Here is a 16,575-nt window from a genome sequence, read left to right on the forward strand (position 1 = left end):
CGCGCGACGCCTCTCTGACGGTCCGTCAAGTCAACTGTATTGGGGACGAGTTGACCAGGTCAGTACTGCGCAGCATGTTAGCCCTGATCTTCGCCGGGGACCGTCGGTTCGGGAGTCGTCGGGATTCAACCGGCGTCAAGAGCGCGTGTCGGGGAAGGCTCGCCGCCGTCCCGTAAGACGCGCGACGTGGTGGCGAGAGGAACCGACATGAGCCGTCCCCTGGAGAAGACGATCGACGCGACACTGCGGTCGGTGATCGGCGAATGGCATGAACTGCTGGTACGCCTGCGGTACGTGCCGCACGACCCGCTGGCCGTTCGGCTGGACTTCCTCGTGGCCGAGTCCGAGCCACCCGTCGCCACCTGGGTGTTCGCCCGGGACCTGCTCGCCACCGGCCTCACCCGCCCTTCGGGCGAGGGCGATGTGCGCGTCCGTCCGCACGGGCAGGACGCGACGGACGTCGAGCTCATCTCAGGACGGGCCCGGTGTCTCGTCAGGATGGCATCGGTCCCCGTGCGTGACTTCGTCGTCAGGACCCGGCCCGCCGAGGAGCACTGCGACGAAGAGATCGCCACCGCTCTCGGCCGGCTGCTGACCGAGCTCCTCCCGGGCGGCGTGAGGAAGAACGCGGACTCATAGGGGTAGGCGCTCCCGGCAAGGCCGGTTCATACCAACGGGTTTAGGGCGAAGGGACCCGGCAACGCGAGAAAGGAGAAAGCTATGGCCCATTCATCGAAAGACGGGTCGGACAGCAAGGCGGAGCAGGCGGAGCAGGCGGAGCAGGCGGAGCAGGAGCGGCCCGTGCCGGTCGCCACGGTGATCAGGACGGCGACGGAGCAGCTCGCACAGCTGCTGAACCAGCCGGCGGAGGCCGTCAGTTCCTGCGAGCGGATCGAGAACGGCGACTGGCGTCTGTCGGTCGAAGTCCTTGAACTGCGGCGCGTGCCGGACACCATGAGCCTGCTCGCGTCGTACGAGGTGGATGCCGATCACGACGGCCAGCTCCTCGGCTATCGGCGCACCCGCCGCTACGAGAGAGGGCGGGCGGACCGCCGCTGAGCCCCGGGCGACAGCCCTGCGCCTCTCCGTACCCGTCCGTCCCAAGACGAGAGGGAGACCGAGAAGGATGACTGTCGTTCCCGCCCAGACCGCTCCGGCCGCCTCCGGAGGTGGCTCCAGCGGTCTGTACGACGTGCTCGAACTGGTGCTGGACCGAGGTCTGGTGATCGACGCGTTCGTGCGCGTCTCCCTGGTAGGCATCGAAATCCTGAAGATCGACGTCCGCGTCGTCGTGGCGAGCGTCGACACCTATCTGCGGTTCGCCGAGGCGTGCAACCGCCTGGACCTGGAAGCCGGTCCGCGCAAGAACCCCGGCCTGCCCGACCTCGTGGGCGACATGACCGAGTCCGGTGCCCGCGCCAAGACCAAGGGCGCCCTCAGCGGGGCGGCCCAGACCATCTCCGACGCCTTCACCCAGGCACACGACGAGGCGGCGGAGGAGAAGAGCGGCAGCAGTACGCGTCGGCGCACCTCGACCCGTCGGGAGGAGAAGGAATGAGCACATACGTCTACGGCATCGCCCCCGCCGACCGGACGCTTCCGGAGCCCATCGAGGGCATCGGCGACCCGCCGCGGCCGGTACGCACCGTACGCAGCGGCGATCTGGTGGCCCTGTGCAGCGACGCGCCCGCGGAACCCAAGGCCAAGCGCCGCGACCTGCTCGCGCACCAGCACGTCGTGATCACGGCGGGCGCGGCCGGCCCGGTCCTGCCCTTGAGGTTCGGCGGCGTCGCCCCCGACGACGCGACCGTCGCCGCGATGCTGGCGGAGCACCATGACAGCTACCTGGAACGGCTGACGGCGCTGGAAGGCAAGGACGAGTTCAACGTCAAGGTGCACCACGACGAAGAGGCCGTGCTGCACCTGGTCGTCGCCGCAGATCCCGACCTGAGGGACCGGCACGCCGCCCAGCGCGCCGCGGGCGGCGGGACCCACGAGGAGAAGATCGCCTTCGGTGAGCGGGTCGCCCGCGCGGTGGCCGAGCAGGAGAGGACCGACGCCGCGCTCGTCGAGCGGACCCTCGCACCGTACGCCGCGGCGGCGGTGCGCGGACCGGAGGACACCGGCCGGCTCGCCAATCTGTCGTTCCTCGTGGAGCGTGAGCGGCGGGAGGAGTTCCTGGAGGCCGTGCGCGCCCTGCGGCAGGAGAACGCGCACCTCCGGGAGCAGGTGACGGGACCGCTGCCCCCGTACAGCTTCGTCGGGACGGGCTGAGCCATGGGACTGCTCACGGAGGTCCTCCTGCTGCCTGCCGCGCCCGTGCGGGGCACCGCCTGGGTGCTGCGGCGGGTCGTCGAGGTGGCGGAGCGGGAGTACTACGACCCGGGCGTCGTCCAGCGCGAACTGTCCGCACTGGTCGCGGCGTTCGAGGCCGGTGAGATCGACGAGGAGGAGTTCGACCGCCGGGAGGATGAGCTCCTGGCCCGCCTGGAGGCGAGGGGAGGCCTGTGACCGGACACCGTCCGGCCGGCGCGGCCCGCCGTGGACACGCGCCGCGCGGCCGGCGTCTGGCATCGCTGACCCTGGCGGCCGCCAGAGGGGCCGGCCACGCCAGCGGCGCCCTGCACGCCGCCGTCGCCTCCGCCGCCGAGCGCCTGCGCCACCTCACCGGGCGGCGCGGGCGACCGGCCGCGGCGCGTGACGACGACGAGGAGGAGAAGAAGGAATGACGATGCCGTCGGGACTTCCGCGTCCCTACGACGAACAGCCCGCCAACCTCGCCGACATCCTGGAGCGCGTCCTCGACAAGGGTGTGGTGATCGCCGGGGACATCCGTATCAACCTCCTCGACATCGAGCTCCTCACCATCAAGCTGCGCCTCGTCGTGGCGTCGGTCGAGCGCGCCAAGGAGATGGGCATCGACTGGTGGGAGCAGGACCCCGCCCTGTCCTCCAAAGCCCGCCGCGGCGAACTCGGCCGGGAGAACGAAGAGCTGCGCCGCCGTATCTCCGAGCTTGAGGCGAGCGCTGAGGCGAGACAGCAGTGAGGCACGGGCGAGCCAGGAGGCGAGGCAGGAGTGACGCAGGAGGGCAGGACTCATGAAGGACGAACCGCTGTTGTACGTGTACGCCGTCGTCCGGTCCCCCGGCACCGTGGACCCGCTCTTCGGGGCCACCCTGGGCACCGGCCTCGCCGCCGTCGACCACCGGGGCCTGACCGCTCTCGTCGAACCGGTCCCGGCGGCCGAGTTCGAGGAAGCGCCCCTGCGCGCAAGGCTGGAGGACCTCGACTGGCTCGCGCGGGTGGCCCGCGCCCACCACGGCGTGGTGGCCGAGGCGGGCCGGCACTCCACCGTCGTCCCGCTGCGGCTCGCGACCGTCTGCCGCGGTGAGCCGGGCGTACGCCGACTGCTCGAAGAAGGCGAGCACAGCCTCTCCGAGGCGCTCGACCGGCTGACCGGTGCCCATGAGTGGGGAGTCAAGCTGTACGTCGACGAGCCGGCCGCGAGGCCCGTACCGGAGCACGCCGGGAGCGGGACGGCCCAAGGCGGCTCCGGACGCGACTATCTGCGCCGCCGGCTGGGGGAGCAGCGGGCCCGTCAGGACGCCGACGACGCGGCCGCCCGTACCGCACGCCACCTGCACGAGGCGCTCGCCCGCACCGCGGCCGACGCGGTCCTCCACCCGCCCCAGCAGGCGACCCTGTCCCGGGCCCCCGGCCGGAACGTCCTCAACGCCGCGTACCTCGTTCCCGACGAGAGCCGGCGGAAGTTCCTTGACACGCTGCCCCCGAGCGAAGACGTCCACAACGGCCTGCGCGTGGTGCTCACCGGCCCCTGGGTGCCCTACTCGTTCACGCGGACCGCGCCCGGGGAGGAGACCGACCGATGACCGATCAGCGGGAGATCGCCCTGGTCGACCTGCTCGACCGGCTCCTGGCCGGCGGTGTGGTCATCGCCGGGGACATCACCCTGCGGATCGCCGACGTCGACCTCGTACGCGTCGACCTGAAGGCCCTCATCAGTTCCGTCGGCGACGCCGTGCCCTCCCCGTGGAAGCAGGTGACACCATGACGACCCGGCCGCGGCGCGTGGAGCTCGATCCCGACACCGTCGAACGCGACCTGGCCCGTCTGGTCCTGACCGTCGTCGAGCTGCTGCGCCGGCTGATGGAAGGGCAGGCCCTGCGCAGGGTCGAGGCGGGAGATCTCACCGAGGAGCAGGAGGAGCGGCTCGGCCTCACCCTCATGCTCCTGGAGGACCGGATGGGGCTGCTGCGCGACCGCTTCGGTCTGGAGCCGGAGGATCTGAACATCGACCTCGGCCCGCTCGGCAAACTCCTGTGAAGGGGTTTTGTTCGGAACGGTCCGGCTACACGAGAACTATGAGTGCATCGGAGAAGAGCAACGAGAACCCGACCCGCCGGAACAGTTCGCGTACGGCCTCCAACGGCGCCGGAACGCGAAGCCGTACGAGCCGCGCTTCCGACGCGGCGAAGAAGCCCGTACAGGCGGCGGAGAAGACCGGAAACGCGGCCACCGGGACTCTGACCGCGCTTCCCGCTCCTCTCGCCGAGAAGACCCTCGCGGCCGCCCAGGCGGTCCGCGGCACCGGCGAACTGCTGTGGACCAGCGTGCGCGACCGTAAGGCGGTCGCCGGCGGCACCGCCGCCGGCGCCTCGGCCGCGGTCATCGCGTACGCCCTGGGACGCCGGGCGGGGCTGCGCTCCCGCGGCCCGCTCTCCCGGCTCACCGGCGGCCGCATCTGAACCGCACCCGCCCTGCAGCACACGACCTCGCCCGCCGCCGGCCGCGGCGGGCGAGGTCGTGTGCGCTTCAACTTCTCGGCACTGGCTGTTGATCCGCCCGCGTGCGCCCGTCCGCACGACCAGGTAGCGTCAAAAAGGTGTGTTCCGCCCAAACCGCTGCGGCCTGGCCCGGCAGGGCCGCCGCCGACGCCGGCAGAGGAACGAGATCACATGCCGAAGCACAGCATCCACGCGGTGGCTGCCGCGGCGGCTCTGGCCTGCCTGGCAGCGTTCGGCCCCGTACCGAGCAGCGCCGCTTCAGCCTCCGCGCAGCCCGCCGGGCAACCCAGCCCGGCAGGCTCGCCGCGATTCGTGCCAGGACCCTGTCCAAAACCCCCTGAGCCCATCGAAGCGCTGAGCGGCGCACGGTGCGGCTTCCTCGAGGTCCCCGAGAACCGTTCCCGCCCCGGCGGCCGCACGATCAAACTGGCCGTGGCGGTCATTCCGGCCGCTGCGAAGAAGCCCGCGCCCGACCCGGTGGTGTTCCTGGCGGGAGGCCCGGGCGCCGACACGTTCGACGACATCCCGTTCCTCGTCGACTCCGGCCTGAACAAGGACCGCGATCTGATCGTCATGGGCCAGCGCGGCAACCTCTACGACCAACCGAACCTCGCCTGCCCCGAGGTCGACCGGTTCAACGCCCAGGCCGTGGGCCTGGGCTACGACTCGGAGCAGGCGGAGAAGATCATGCTGAAGGCGGTGACGGACTGCCGGGCCCGCCTCGTGGCCGACGGCGCCGACCTGAGCGCCTACAACACCACCGAGAACGCCGCGGACTTCGCCGACCTGCGCAAAGCGCTGAAGATCCCTCAGTGGAACGTCTACGGCTACTCCTACGGCACCAACCTGGGGCTGACGTACCTGCGCCTGCACCCCGAGGGAATCCGCTCGGTGGCGATCGACTCGGTCGCGCCGTCCCAGTTCGTGACCCTGCCGTGGACCTGGGGCAGCACCGCCGAGGGCATCCGCAACATCTTCGAGGCGTGCGCGGCGCAGCCCGCCTGCAAGGACCGGTACCCGGACCTCCCCCGGCTCCTGACGGAACAGGTGCGCAAGCTGGAGGCGAAGCCCCTGACGCTGAACGTCACGCCGCAGGGCGGGGACAAGCCGGTCAAGACCGTGCTCGACGGGGGCGCGCTGCTCAACCTCATCGTCGCCTTCACCCCCCGGCCGAAGGACCTCCCGGCGGCGCTCGATGAACTCAGCCGGGGCAACCCGCAGCGCTTCGCCCAGGCCCGCGCGGCCGGCTCGGTCCAGAACGTCGGCGCGTTCGCGCACGGCCTGACGAACTCGATAGCGTGCGGCGAATGGGCGCCGGGGTACTCGGAATCCGACGTGCTGAAGGCGGGCCGGAAGACCTTCCCCGGCTGGCCGGACTCGGTCCTGGCCCAGCCGCCGCAGCTGCCCTTCCAGTACCCGGTGTGCGAGACCTGGAACGTTCCGGACCGCGCCGAGATCCAGCGGGTCGCTACCGTCAGTTCCGTACCGGCGCTCGTCGTGTCCGGCACGTTCGACGTGAAGACCGGCGCGAGTTGGGCGAAGGGCGTGGCCGAGAACCTGTCCAACTCGACCTCCGTGGTGGTCCCCGGAATCGGCCACTGGGTGGTCCCGCAGTCGCCCTGCGCGCAGGACGTGCTGGCGTCGTTCTTCGCTCGCCCGACCGCTCCCGACACCAGTTGCGTGGACGACCTCGAGCCCGAACCGTTCACGATCATTCCGAGATGACCGGGAGGGCAAGATGACTGTCCACCACGCGCTCCGTCGTCGGAGCACCGTACGACGACTCCGGGCCACCTCGGCCGGCATGGTGACGGGTCTCCTCGTCACCGGTCTGCTCGCGGGGCCCGCTCAGGCCCAGCCGACCCCCACCGACACCGGAGCGCCGATCGGCACGGCCGCCCGGACGGTAGGCAAGGCCAGCTACAAACCCGGCCCCTGCCCGAAGACACCGGAACCGATCAAGGAACTCGAAGGGGCCCGCTGCGGAACGCTCACCGTGCCCGAGAACCGCGCCAAGCCGAACGGCCGGACGATCGAACTCGGTGTCGCCATCGTGCCCGCCGCGGCCGGGACACCGAAACCCGACCCCATCGTGTGGCTCGCGGGCGGACCCGGTGACGACGCGGTCGGGGAAGCGAAGATGGCGATCGACGGCCACCTGAACCGGGACCGCGACGTCATCCTCATGTCCCAGCGCGGCACCTACTCGGCCGACCCGAACGTCCTCTGCCCCAACATCGACCAGTTCAACGCCCGCGCGGTCGGCCTCGTCTACGACGCGCCGTCCACCGAGCGCCTGCACGTCGAGGCCACGAAGGCCTGCCGCGACCAGCTGGCGGGCCGCGGGATCGACCTCAGCGCCTACAACGACATCGAGAGCGCCGCCGACTACGAGGACCTGCGCGCCGCGCTGGGCCTCAAGCAGTGGAACCTGTACGCCATCTCCTACGGCACCCACCTGGCCCTGGTCTACATGCGCCTGCACCCCGACGGGCTCCGCTCGGTGGGCCTCGACGGGATACTGCCGCCGTCCAGGGGAGGGTCGGCCATGACCTGGAGCAGCGCCCGGCAGGGCTTCGACGGCCTGTTCAAGGCCTGCGCGGACCAGCCGGCCTGCAACAAGCGCTACCCCAACCTGAAGGCCACCTTCGAGAAGCTCGTCAGCGACCTCGAAGCCAAGCCGGTCACCACCACCGTCAAGCTCCCCGGCAACGACAAGCCGGTGAAGGTCGTGCTGGACGGCGGAGCCCTGGTGACCTGGCTGACCTCGGCCACCCACGTGGCGGAGCAGGTACCCGCCGCCCTTGACGAGCTGGCCAACGGCAAGCCGCAGCGGGTCGCCCAGCAGTGGGCGGGGGGCAAACTCAGCCCGCAGGCCATGGGAAGGGTGGCGCACGGTCTCGTCTACGGCGTCTTCTGCAGCGAGTGGACGCCCTACGAGAGCCAGGAACAGGCACTCAAGGGCGGCCAGGAGGCGTTCCCGTCGTTCCCTGAATCGGTACAGGCACAGGCCCCGCAGCTCACCTTCCTCCGTCCGGACTGCGAGGCCTGGGACGTTCCGCCCGCGCCGCGCTCGATCCGCGACGTCACCCGCGGCGACATGCCCACCCTGGCCCTGTCGGGCAGCTTCGACGCCCAGACCGGGGCGGACAACGGGCCGTACGTCGCCCGGACGCTGAGCAAGGCGAAGGTCGTCACGGTTCCCTACGAGCCGCACGTCGTGTTCGCCACCTCGAAGTGCGCCCAGGAGATCGCCGTCTCCTTCTTCGAGACCCCGGACGAGCCGAAGACCGAATGCCTGAAGAGCCTCGAACCACCCGAGTTCGAGATCGTGCCCTGAGCCGTCGTACGGGCACGCCGGCGGGGCCGGGTCTCCGGCCCCGCCGGCGTGCGGCCCGGGTACGGGCGGGGGTGTGCCGCGACCGGATCGATGGTTAGGGTGACAGGCGTGGATCGCCTGGCCGCAGCGGATCGGGAAGCCGGCCGGCCGGCGCCCCCGGTGCTGGCCCCGACGCTGCGCGTGTGGTTCGGAATGATCGCGGCCCTCGCCGCGTCGGCGGTCGTCGTCCTCGGGGTCCTGCACGCCGATGACAGCAGGCCCGGCACGGTGGACGCGTGGATCGGGGCCGTGGTGGACGGTGTGCGCCCGCCGCCGTGGCGGCAAACCGCCCTCGTCACGGACTTCTTGGGGGAGCCCGCCGGAGCGACGACGCTGGTGGTGGCCGCCGTGACGGGCTGCCTGCTGCTTCGGCGTCCGCGCGCGGCGGTGCTCGTCGTTGCCGGCACCGGCCTGACCGTGGGAACCACGACGCTGCTCAAGCCCCTGGTGGGGCGCACCATCAACGGCGGGTACCTGTCCTACCCGAGCGGGCACACCGCCTTCCTCACCGCGCTCGCCCTCGTGCTGGCGCTGCTCGTGACCGGCCGGTGTGGCCTCGGCAGGACGGCCGGCACGCTCCTCGTGCTCGCCGCCGCGCTGGTCGCGGGCGCCGCCATGGGCTGGGCGCAGGTCGCCCTGGGCGCGCACTACCCGACCGACGCCCTCGGCGGCTGGTGCACCGCGCTGGCGGTGGTACCGGCGACCGCCTGGCTGGTCGACCGTACGGCCGACGCCGGTCGCCGGGACTGCCGCTGACGTCTCGTCATGCGAGGCGGCGGAACACGGGCTTCACCGGCCGCCCGCCCAGCCAGGGGGTGGGGTCGGTGGCGTCCAGTGCCTTCCGGTACACCGCACATGCCTGTGCCACCACCTCGACCGTACGGTCGAGGTCGGCGTCGTCGAGCGCGCTGCTCACCACGAACGACGGTGCCAGCACTCCGCCCGTGAGGAGCCGGCGCAGGAACAGGGTGCGGTACTCCTGCGACGGCCGCCGGTTCTCGTCGAGGGTGGCGAAGACCAGGTTGCTGGCCCGGCCCCGGACGACGACGTGGTCGCCGACGCCCATGCCGGCCGCGGCCTCGCGGACACCGGCGGCCAGCCGCTCGCCGAGGGCGTGCAGCCGCGCGGTGACACCCTCCTCGGCATAGGTGGTCTGCACGGCCATCGCGGCGGCCAGTGAGTGCGTCTCCGCACCGTGCGTTGTGGACAGCAGGAACACCCGGTCCCCGGAGTGCCGCAGCCCGCCCCGCTCCATCAGGTCGCGGCGCCCGGCCAGCGCGGAGACGGCGAAGCCGTTGCCCAGCGCCTTGCCGAAGGTGGAGAGGTCGGGGACGACGCCGTACAGGCCCTGGGCGCCCGCCTCGGACCAGCGGAAGCCGGTGATCATCTCGTCGAAGATCAGTACGCAGCCGTGCCGGTCGGCCAGCTCACGCAGGCCGGCGAGGTACCCGGGCGGCGGCTCGGCATGGCCGGCGGGTTCGAGGATCAGGCAGGCAACCTCGTCCTGGTACCGGGCGAGCAGCTCCTCGGTGGCGGCCAGGTCCCCGTAGGGGAACGCCACGGTGAGCTCGGTGGTCGCCGCCGGAACACCGGCGGACATCGGCGTGGTGCCGATGAACCAGTCGTCGACGGAGAAGAACGGGTGATCGCCGCAGATGGCCACCCGCGGGCGCCCCGTGACGGCGCGGGCGAGGCGCACCGCGGCGGTGGTGACATCGGATCCGTTCTTCGCGAACTTCACCATCTCGGCGGTCGGCACCGTGGCCAGGAAGCGTTCCGCGGCGTCGGCCTCCACGACGGACGGCCGGACGAAGTTGCCGCCGCGGTCGAGTTCCCGCCGCACCGCCTCGAGCACGCGTGGGTGGGCGTGGCCGAGGCTGACCGACCGCAGGCCGGAGCCGTACTCGATGTAGCGGTTGCCGTCGACGTCCCACACGTGGGCCCCGTGGCCGTGGCTGATGACCGGGGCCAGGTTCTCGGGGTACTGGTCGTCACCCTTGGCGTAGGTGTGCGCGCCCCCGGGGATCAGGGCGTGCAGCCGCTCGTTCGCCGTCCGCGACCGGGGCAGGTTGAACTCTTCGGCATCCACGCTGACTTCAGCTCTCCTTCTGCTTCAGGACCTCGGCGAGGCTCGGTGCCTCCCGGTCCCGCCGGGACATCGACACGACCGGCAGCGGCCAGGGGATGGCGAGTTCCGGGTCGTCGAAGGCGATCGTCACGTCCTCGGCCGGATCGTGCGGGCGGTCGATCCGGTACGAGACGTCGGCGGTTCCGGTCAGCGCCTGGAAGCCGTGCGCGCACCCCGCCGGGACGTACAGGGTCGCTTGCGTCTCGCCGGACAGGTCGAAGAAGGCCTGGCCCAGGTAGGTCGGCGAGCCGGGCCGCAGGTCCACGACGGCGTCGAAGACCTTCCCGTACGAGCACCGCACGAGCTTGGCCTCGCCGGCACCGGAGCGCAGGTGCAGGCCGCGCAGCACGCCCCGGACCGAGCGGGACACGCTGTCCTGGACGAAGGCGTCCGGGTCGAGCCCCACCGAGCGGACCACGTCGGCGTCGAAGGTGCGGCAGAAGAAGCCACGCTCGTCGGCGTACGGCGTCGGCTCGAACAGGTACGCGCCGGCGATCGCCGGGACTTCGGTCGCTTTCATGGAGCCTCCCGCGGGGCGTGGACGGTTGCCGGAATCAGCACCTTGGTCAGGGCGGTGAATTGGTCTTCAAGACGCCGTGTGGCGATCTCGTTCCGCTCGGCGAGGGTCCGCCGCAGCTCCGCCGATCGCTTCTCCAGCTGCCGGAACTGTTCGAGCAGCGCGTCGGCGTCGACCTCGCGAGCCGGGTGGCAGTACGCGCCCAGACCCATCCGGTCCATGAGCGCGTCGCTCTTCGCCGCATAGCTGAGCGCGAGCGTCGGCGTGCCGGCCTTCAGGGCGCAGATCAGGTTGTGGTACCGGGTCGCCACCACGGTGTCGGCAGCTGCCATCTCCTTCATCAGACCGGTCAGCGAGGGCACTTGGGCGGCGGTGACCAGGGCTGAGTCCACCGCGTCGAGGATGGCGGCGACCACCGGCGCGTCGCACTCGTCGCCGGTGAGCAGCCGCACCGGCCTGCCGTCCTCGGCCAGCGCGCGGACGAACCGGATCGTCCCGTCGAGATAGCGCCGGTGGATCTCCTCGGCCCGCGCCCGGTCGTCGTTGCCGCCGTGGAAGTCCATGACGCCCACGCAGACCCTGCCGCCTGTCGGCGCACTCGCCTGCGGCGTCGGCAGGGCGAACGCGAGGTCCGGATACACCTCGTCGCGCGCGGTGTCCACGCCCATCGCCCGCATCGCGTCGCGGGACAGGGCGTCCCGGTACGACCGGTACGCGGCGAGCCGCGCCGACCAGCGCACCAGGGCCCGGGTCGGCCGGTCGCCGATCGGGCCGGCGCCGACGCCGACCAGCGCGACCCGGGTACCGAACAGCCGGCCGGTCGCGCAGAGCAGGAACAGCGCGTACGGGAAGCCCCACGGCCGCAGCGGCAGCGTGGCCTCCAGCACCCCCATGCCCGGCACGATCACCACATCGTGCCGGCGCACCCAGGCAGCGGTACGGACGGCGTCCACGAGTTTGCCCAGACCCTTCGCCGCGATCGCGCCCGCCCGCGACGCCGTCCGGTATTCACCGCGGTACCAGTGCAGCCGCGTCGCGGGGATCCCGTACCGGGCCGTGACGGCCTCGGGTCCTGCGCACAGCGCGTCCACGACCGCCTCCGGGTGCTCGGCGCGGAGGTGGCCGAGCACGGCCTCCAGCGACCCGTCGTTGCCGAGGTTGCCGGAGCCGAGCAGGCCGAACACCCCCACCCGCACCCGCGTCACGCCTGCCGCCCATCACGGCCGGCGACGAGCGCGTCGACGGACACGGCGAGCCGGTCCGGGCCGACCGGGGCGCGGTCCTCGACGCGCTCGCCGGCGCCCGGCCGGATCCGGCCGGCCAGCCACGCGACCAGGTGGCGGTGGCACGCGCGCCGGTCGGCCGCGGACAGCGGCGCCCGCCGCACCGCCGAGGCGAAACCCCAGACGTACTCGGCGAGCAGCCGGGGCGTCGGGTGCAGCGGGCCCGCCCGGCGCGGGTCCAGGTTGACGCAGCGGGAGCGCTTGGAAGGGTTCGCCCGCTCGGCGCGGGTGGGGTGGTCGCGGCGGAAGTACAGCAGCTCCGGCACCTGGTGGAAGGGCCCGTGCAGGGTGATCTCGGCGACGAACGTGCGGTCCGCGTGGTGGTAGCTGTCGTGCGGCTTCACCCGGCGCAGCACGTCGGCCCGCATCACCCCGTAGAAGTCGTCGCCACCGGGCTCGAACAGCAGACTGCGGAAGCGTTCCGGCGGGTGCGGCGAGTCGGTGGCGAGCCCGTACTCGTACGGGACCTTCACCTGGCCGTCGCCGTCGATGACCGCCTGCCCGCTGTGCGCGAGAATCACCTCCGGCCGCTCGTCCAGCGCCTCCACACAGCGCTCCAGCAGACTTCGGGCGTACAGGTCGTCGTGCGAGGCCCACTTGAACAGCTCGCCGCGGCACTCGGTGAACACGTGGTTGTGGTTCGGCGCGGCGCCGATGTTCCTGGGCAGCCGGAGGTACCGGATCCGGGAGTCCCGAGCCGCGTACCGGCGGCAGATGTCCCGGGTCCCGTCGGTCGAGGCGTTGTCGGAGACGACCAGCTCGAAGTCCTCGTAGGTCTGGCCGAGCAGGGCGTCGAGCGACTCGGCGAGGTACTCCTCGCCGTTGTACACGGGCAGGCCGATGCTCAGCCTGGGATGCGCGGTCATGAGGTCCTCACTTCGGAGATGGGGTTCTGTCGGCGCTCGCCCAGGGCGGACCGCAGCTGCAGCCACCACACGGCCGAGCTGACCGACGTCGCGGCGGCGACGCCCCAGGCCGAGCCGACCGCGCCGGCCGCGGCCGCCCCGCCGAGCCCGCCGGTGACGTAACAGGTGGAGGCGAACAGCTGGCTGCGCAGACTGCGCCGGGCCGCGCCGAGAGCGCGCAGTCCAGCCGCCGCGCCGGTGCCGAGGCCGGCGCCCGCGACGCCGAGCGTGGCCGGCACGATGAGCTCCGAGGCGGAAGCCCAGACGCCGCCGAGCACCATCTCGCCGGCCCGGTCCGGCACCAGCAGCAGCGCCGCGCCCCAGAGCAGCGCGGCGACGGCCTGCCCGCCGCCCAGCAGGAGGCAGAACCTGGCAAGCCGGTGCGGGGCCTGCCGCAGCACACGCGCCGCCTCCGCGACGGTGACCAGCGACAGCCCCATCAGCACGGCGAGGAACGGGCCGAGCAGGAGCTCCGCGCCCCGGACCGCACCCACCGCGCCGACCCCGACGAGCGCGCCCAGCCCGTACGCCCGCAGCTGGCTCGCGCCGCTGAGGCTGACGTTCTCGATCAGGTACCGGTGGCCGAGGTCGCGGTGGTCGCGAAGCCATGTCCGCGCTCCGGCCGGCCGGGGCAGGATGCCGGACTGGAAGCAGCCGTACATCGCGGCCACCGCGGCGGCCGCGCCCCAGGCGAGCAGATACGCGGCCACGCTGCCCACGCGGGCCGCCACCACCATGGCCGGGACGAGGGCGACCCCCCACACGACGTCGTTGACGAACGCCTTCCGCCCGGTGCCGGCGGCGAAGAACGCGAACCGCCAGGCGTCCTGGAGCAGCAGCGCCGGGAGTGCGACGCCGAGGCAGGCGAACGCGGGCCCCAGCCGGCCGCCGAGGCCGAGCCCGACCAGCACACACACCGCGCCGACGGTGGCGCCGACGCCGAGGGCCGTACCCGACGCCCGGGCCGCCGCCGCGCGCCAGGATGTGTCCGGCACGCCGCTGAAGCGCACCACGAGCGGGTCGGTGGCCAGCCCTCGGGCGACGTTGAGCACCACACCGTAGGTCAGCCAGGCCAGGCTGAACACGCCGAACGCGGCCGGCCCCAGCGAGCGTGCCACGAAGATGCCCACCGCGAAGTTGGTCATGCTGGAGGCCGCCTGGTCGGCCAGGCCCCAGGACAGCCGGCCGACGACGGCCCGCCTGGCGGTCGCCGCCTTCGGCCTTGTCCTCGCCCCCTCGGTGGCCATCGGCGTCATTCCTTGATCAGCCCGGCGCCGTGCAGGGCGCCTGCCGCGCCGGCGACGGTGTCGAACGGCAGCCCGGACCGCTCGGCCACGTCCAGCAGACTGTGCTCCCCGTCGGAGAGGCTGAGCACCCAGAGCATGGCCATCTGGGCCTGCTTCGCGTCGCTGCGGCCGCCGAGCGAGTCGTACAGCCCGCGCCGGCCCAGCTGTGGCTCGCCGTACGGGCTGAGGTTGACGTACAGCCGGTTGCGGTCGAGGACGGCGAACGCCTCGCGGCAGACGGCCAGCGTGTCCGCCATCGCCTCCGGGGAGACGAAGTCCAGGTTGTCGGCCGAGGTGTGGTACTCGGGGTAGCCGGCGTACGGGGTCCGGCTGAGCGAGCCCACGCCGAGATCGAACCCGGGCGAGCAGAACTGCCGCTCGTCGTAGCCGTACGGAGTGAACTCGACGACGCGGTGCGGGCGTCCGGAGGCGGCGAGCACGTGCCGCAACACCCGGTCGATCTCCGCGTCGCCGCGCCTGCTCCGCTTGTACGTCAGCCGGCCCGAGTCGCCGGCGCAGGCCAGCACCAGGCCGTGCTTGACCCGCTCGATCCGCTCCGCGTTACGGGCCAGCCAGGTGATCGCCCCGATGGTGCCGGGCGCGAAGAGGAACCGGTAGGTGTAGTACGGCGTCTGCTGTGCCAGCGCCCTGGCCAGGAACGTCGCCACCGCGACCCCGGCCAGGTTGTCGTTGGCCAGCGACGGGTGGCAGACATGGCAGGAGACGATCACCTCGTCCGGGACCTGCCCGGGGACCACATGCTCGGCGTAGGTGAGATGGCCGTCCGCGAGTGTGGAGTCGACGACCACCTCGTACTCGCCGTCCGGCAGCGCGTCCAGGGTCTCCTGGGCCAGGCAGAACCCCCATTCCGGCGTGTAGTAGCTGGTGCGGTACGGCACCAATGCCGGCTGCTCCGGCAGGGTGTGCAGGTGGGCGCGGAGCTCGGACAGCGGCATGGTCCGCGACACCGGCACGCTGTAGCCGAGCACGTGCAGGCTGGACGCGGCGAAGTCGACGACCCGCCGGCCGGTGCTGTCGGCGACGTACGCGTCCCGGATGTTCCACTCCTGCGGCACCGTCCAGTCGAGCACCTGCGTCCCGGTCGGCACCTCGTGCACCTGGAGCGGGAGGTACTCGCCGACGATGTCCAGGGTGGCGCGCACACCGTCCCCGGTGATGCTCCGGCACAGCGGGTACAACCGCTCCACCAGCGCGTACATCTCCTCGCCGAAGCCGGCCGCGGTCACCGGCGCCACCGCAGGGTGTCGTCGACCGCGCCGGCGTCGGACGCCGCGCGCAGCACGGCAAGCCGGGTGAAGCGCCGCTCGAAGTCCTCCCGGGTGAGCCCGAACGTCCGGTAGGCGTCGGCGAGTTCGAGAGCGCCCTGCTTCACCGTCCACTCGCAGTCGAAGCCGGGTACCGCGGCGCGGAACCGGGAGAAGTCCACGCGGTACGACCGCGGATCGGCACCGGTCTCTCCGGTGATCACCACCTTCGCGCCGGACACCGCCTCGGCGACCTGCTCGGCGATCTCGGCGACCGTGACGTTGTTGCTTTCGCCGCCGATGTTGAACGCCCGGTCGTGCACGGCTTCCCGTGGCGCGGTCAGCGCGGCCGTGAAGGCCCGTGCGATGTCGGCGGCGTGCACCAGCGGGCGCCAGGGGGTGCCGTCGGAGAGCACCAGTACCTCGCCCGACAGGAGCGCGTGGCCCACCAGGTTGTTCAGCACGATGTCGGCGCGGAGCCGGGGCGAGTGTCCGAAGGCGGTGGCGTTGCGCATGAACACCGGGCTGAAGTCGCCGTCGGCCAGCGCGTGCAGGTCGTCCTCCACCCGCACCTTGGACTCCGCGTACGGCGTCACCGGGCGCAGCGGGGCGTCCTCGCCCACCAGGCCGTCACCGCCGGCGGCGCCGTAGACCGAGCAGGTCGACGCGTACAGGAAGCGCCGCGCTCCGGCGTCGCGGGCCAGCCGGGCAAGGCGTACGGAGGCGTGGTGGTTGATGTCGTAGGTGAGCTCCGGCGCCAGCGATCCCAGCGGGTCGTTGGAGAGCGCGGCCAGGTGGATCACGGCGTCCACCCCGGCCACGTGGTCGGCCGTGACATCGCGCAGGTCCACCCGGTGCCCCCGCGGATCCGTGGGCGCCGGGCCCAGGACGCAGTCGGCGAACAGGCCGGAGTCGAGCCCGACGACCTCGTGCCCGGCGGCCGTGAGGACCGGGGCCATCACGGTGCCCAGGTAGCCCTGGTGTCCGGTCAGTAGTACGCGCAAGGT

General features: G+C 72.2%; 21 protein-coding genes. 14 read left to right on the forward strand and 7 right to left on the reverse strand.

Translation table 11 applies throughout. The annotated features are described in order from the left end of the window. Positions 1-207: 207 nt before the first annotated feature. The 14 genes from IEZ01_RS03075 (at position 208) to IEZ01_RS03140 (ending at position 8,940) form a co-directional block, all read left to right on the forward strand. On the forward strand, positions 208-639 hold the full coding sequence (locus tag IEZ01_RS03075; protein ID WP_019891322.1) for an SsgA family sporulation/cell division regulator: 432 nt from the start codon (positions 208-210) through the stop codon (positions 637-639). Positions 640-720: 81 nt separating this feature from the next. Further along, on the forward strand, positions 721-1,059 hold the full coding sequence (gene gvpO / locus IEZ01_RS03080) for a gas vesicle protein GvpO (RefSeq protein WP_019891324.1): 339 nt from the start codon (positions 721-723) through the stop codon (positions 1,057-1,059). A 67-nt stretch (positions 1,060-1,126) separates the two neighbouring features. Beyond that, complete coding sequence (locus tag IEZ01_RS03085; RefSeq protein WP_019891326.1) at positions 1,127-1,558, forward strand: gas vesicle structural protein GvpA; 432 nt, start codon at positions 1,127-1,129, stop codon at positions 1,556-1,558. Next, positions 1,555-2,274, forward strand: coding sequence for a GvpL/GvpF family gas vesicle protein (locus IEZ01_RS03090; protein WP_019891327.1), 720 nt, complete (start codon positions 1,555-1,557; stop codon positions 2,272-2,274). The genes IEZ01_RS03085 and IEZ01_RS03090 overlap by 4 nt, the downstream gene beginning before the upstream one ends. 3 nt (positions 2,275-2,277) lie before the next feature. Continuing rightward, positions 2,278-2,511: a gas vesicle protein GvpG gene (locus IEZ01_RS03095; RefSeq protein WP_019891328.1), complete on the forward strand. Its 234-nt coding sequence runs from the start codon at positions 2,278-2,280 to the stop codon at positions 2,509-2,511. Next, positions 2,508-2,729: a hypothetical protein gene (locus IEZ01_RS03100; RefSeq protein WP_019891329.1), complete on the forward strand. Its 222-nt coding sequence runs from the start codon at positions 2,508-2,510 to the stop codon at positions 2,727-2,729. Before IEZ01_RS03095 ends, IEZ01_RS03100 begins: the two co-directional genes overlap by 4 nt. After that, complete coding sequence (locus IEZ01_RS03105) at positions 2,726-3,046, forward strand: gas vesicle protein (RefSeq protein WP_019891330.1); 321 nt, start codon at positions 2,726-2,728, stop codon at positions 3,044-3,046. Before IEZ01_RS03100 ends, IEZ01_RS03105 begins: the two co-directional genes overlap by 4 nt. Positions 3,047-3,098: 52 nt before the next feature. After that, positions 3,099-3,890, forward strand: coding sequence for a GvpL/GvpF family gas vesicle protein (locus tag IEZ01_RS03110; RefSeq protein ID WP_019891332.1), 792 nt, complete (start codon positions 3,099-3,101; stop codon positions 3,888-3,890). Then, positions 3,887-4,072, forward strand: coding sequence for a gas vesicle protein (locus IEZ01_RS03115; protein WP_019891333.1), 186 nt, complete (start codon positions 3,887-3,889; stop codon positions 4,070-4,072). Before IEZ01_RS03110 ends, IEZ01_RS03115 begins: the two co-directional genes overlap by 4 nt. Continuing rightward, positions 4,069-4,344 (forward strand): gas vesicle protein K, encoded by a 276-nt coding sequence (locus tag IEZ01_RS03120; RefSeq protein WP_019891335.1) that lies wholly within the window; start codon positions 4,069-4,071, stop codon positions 4,342-4,344. Before IEZ01_RS03115 ends, IEZ01_RS03120 begins: the two co-directional genes overlap by 4 nt. 38 nt (positions 4,345-4,382) lie before the next feature. After that, positions 4,383-4,766, forward strand: a complete 384-nt coding sequence (locus IEZ01_RS03125) for a hypothetical protein (protein ID WP_019891337.1) — start codon at positions 4,383-4,385, stop codon at positions 4,764-4,766. Positions 4,767-4,976: 210 nt separating this feature from the next. After that, positions 4,977-6,530, forward strand: a complete 1,554-nt coding sequence (locus tag IEZ01_RS03130; RefSeq protein WP_028798249.1) for an alpha/beta fold hydrolase — start codon at positions 4,977-4,979, stop codon at positions 6,528-6,530. Between the two features lie 13 nt (positions 6,531-6,543). Beyond that, positions 6,544-8,145 carry an alpha/beta fold hydrolase gene (locus tag IEZ01_RS03135; RefSeq protein ID WP_028798250.1) on the forward strand — a complete coding sequence of 534 codons (1,602 nt, stop codon included), beginning with the start codon at positions 6,544-6,546 and terminating at the stop codon, positions 8,143-8,145. Positions 8,146-8,337: 192 nt separating this feature from the next. Further along, entirely contained in the window at positions 8,338-8,940 is a 603-nt protein-coding gene (locus IEZ01_RS03140; RefSeq protein ID WP_373287558.1) for a phosphatase PAP2 family protein, read from the forward strand. Positions 8,941-8,947: 7 nt separating this feature from the next. Here the strand turns inward: IEZ01_RS03140 and IEZ01_RS03145 are convergent, their stop codons facing one another. Genes IEZ01_RS03145 through IEZ01_RS03175 form a run of 7 tightly spaced genes read right to left on the reverse strand, consistent with a single transcriptional unit; the run spans position 8,948 to position 16,572 of the window. Further along, a complete protein-coding gene (locus IEZ01_RS03145; protein ID WP_019891345.1) occupies positions 8,948-10,273 on the reverse strand; it encodes a glutamate-1-semialdehyde 2,1-aminomutase in 1,326 nt (441 codons plus the stop codon). A 7-nt stretch (positions 10,274-10,280) separates the two neighbouring features. Continuing rightward, a complete protein-coding gene (locus tag IEZ01_RS03150) occupies positions 10,281-10,832 on the reverse strand; it encodes a dTDP-4-dehydrorhamnose 3,5-epimerase family protein (protein ID WP_019891346.1) in 552 nt (183 codons plus the stop codon). Then, positions 10,829-12,034, reverse strand: coding sequence for a polysaccharide pyruvyl transferase family protein (locus IEZ01_RS03155; protein ID WP_019891347.1), 1,206 nt, complete (start codon positions 12,032-12,034; stop codon positions 10,829-10,831). The genes IEZ01_RS03150 and IEZ01_RS03155 overlap by 4 nt, the downstream gene beginning before the upstream one ends. Beyond that, positions 12,031-12,978 (reverse strand): glycosyltransferase family 2 protein, encoded by a 948-nt coding sequence (locus tag IEZ01_RS03160; RefSeq protein WP_189199683.1) that lies wholly within the window; start codon positions 12,976-12,978, stop codon positions 12,031-12,033. The genes IEZ01_RS03155 and IEZ01_RS03160 overlap by 4 nt, the downstream gene beginning before the upstream one ends. Next, positions 12,975-14,264, reverse strand: coding sequence for an MATE family efflux transporter (locus IEZ01_RS03165; protein ID WP_373287552.1), 1,290 nt, complete (start codon positions 14,262-14,264; stop codon positions 12,975-12,977). The genes IEZ01_RS03160 and IEZ01_RS03165 overlap by 4 nt, the downstream gene beginning before the upstream one ends. A gap of 5 nt (positions 14,265-14,269) precedes the next feature. Next, positions 14,270-15,559 carry a DUF4910 domain-containing protein gene (locus IEZ01_RS03170; protein WP_189199687.1) on the reverse strand — a complete coding sequence of 430 codons (1,290 nt, stop codon included), beginning with the start codon at positions 15,557-15,559 and terminating at the stop codon, positions 14,270-14,272. Continuing rightward, positions 15,547-16,572 (reverse strand): NAD-dependent epimerase/dehydratase family protein, encoded by a 1,026-nt coding sequence (locus IEZ01_RS03175; protein WP_189199689.1) that lies wholly within the window; start codon positions 16,570-16,572, stop codon positions 15,547-15,549. Before IEZ01_RS03175 ends, IEZ01_RS03170 begins: the two co-directional genes overlap by 13 nt. Positions 16,573-16,575 lie beyond the last annotated feature (3 nt).

The organism is Streptomyces purpureus (assembly GCF_014648195.1).
Taxonomy (GTDB): Bacteria; Actinomycetota; Actinomycetes; order Streptomycetales; family Streptomycetaceae; genus Streptomyces; species Streptomyces purpureus.

Coding starts and splice junctions, on each gene's coding strand:
- IEZ01_RS03095 (WP_019891328.1), top strand. CDS start 2,278: ATGGGACTGCTCACGGAGGTCCTCCTGCTGCCTGCCGCGCCCGTGCGG.
- gvpO (WP_019891324.1), top strand. CDS start 721: ATGGCCCATTCATCGAAAGACGGGTCGGACAGCAAGGCGGAGCAGGCG.
- IEZ01_RS03110 (WP_019891332.1), top strand. CDS start 3,099: ATGAAGGACGAACCGCTGTTGTACGTGTACGCCGTCGTCCGGTCCCCC.
- IEZ01_RS03090 (WP_019891327.1), top strand. CDS start 1,555: ATGAGCACATACGTCTACGGCATCGCCCCCGCCGACCGGACGCTTCCG.
- IEZ01_RS03120 (WP_019891335.1), top strand. CDS start 4,069: ATGACGACCCGGCCGCGGCGCGTGGAGCTCGATCCCGACACCGTCGAA.
- IEZ01_RS03115 (WP_019891333.1), top strand. CDS start 3,887: ATGACCGATCAGCGGGAGATCGCCCTGGTCGACCTGCTCGACCGGCTC.
- IEZ01_RS03165 (WP_373287552.1), bottom strand. CDS start 14,264: ATGGCCACCGAGGGGGCGAGGACAAGGCCGAAGGCGGCGACCGCCAGG.
- IEZ01_RS03075 (WP_019891322.1), top strand. CDS start 208: ATGAGCCGTCCCCTGGAGAAGACGATCGACGCGACACTGCGGTCGGTG.
- IEZ01_RS03150 (WP_019891346.1), bottom strand. CDS start 10,832: ATGAAAGCGACCGAAGTCCCGGCGATCGCCGGCGCGTACCTGTTCGAG.
- IEZ01_RS03125 (WP_019891337.1), top strand. CDS start 4,383: ATGAGTGCATCGGAGAAGAGCAACGAGAACCCGACCCGCCGGAACAGT.
- IEZ01_RS03160 (WP_189199683.1), bottom strand. CDS start 12,978: ATGACCGCGCATCCCAGGCTGAGCATCGGCCTGCCCGTGTACAACGGC.
- IEZ01_RS03135 (WP_028798250.1), top strand. CDS start 6,544: ATGACTGTCCACCACGCGCTCCGTCGTCGGAGCACCGTACGACGACTC.
- IEZ01_RS03105 (WP_019891330.1), top strand. CDS start 2,726: ATGACGATGCCGTCGGGACTTCCGCGTCCCTACGACGAACAGCCCGCC.
- IEZ01_RS03085 (WP_019891326.1), top strand. CDS start 1,127: ATGACTGTCGTTCCCGCCCAGACCGCTCCGGCCGCCTCCGGAGGTGGC.
- IEZ01_RS03130 (WP_028798249.1), top strand. CDS start 4,977: ATGCCGAAGCACAGCATCCACGCGGTGGCTGCCGCGGCGGCTCTGGCC.
- IEZ01_RS03140 (WP_373287558.1), top strand. CDS start 8,338: ATGATCGCGGCCCTCGCCGCGTCGGCGGTCGTCGTCCTCGGGGTCCTG.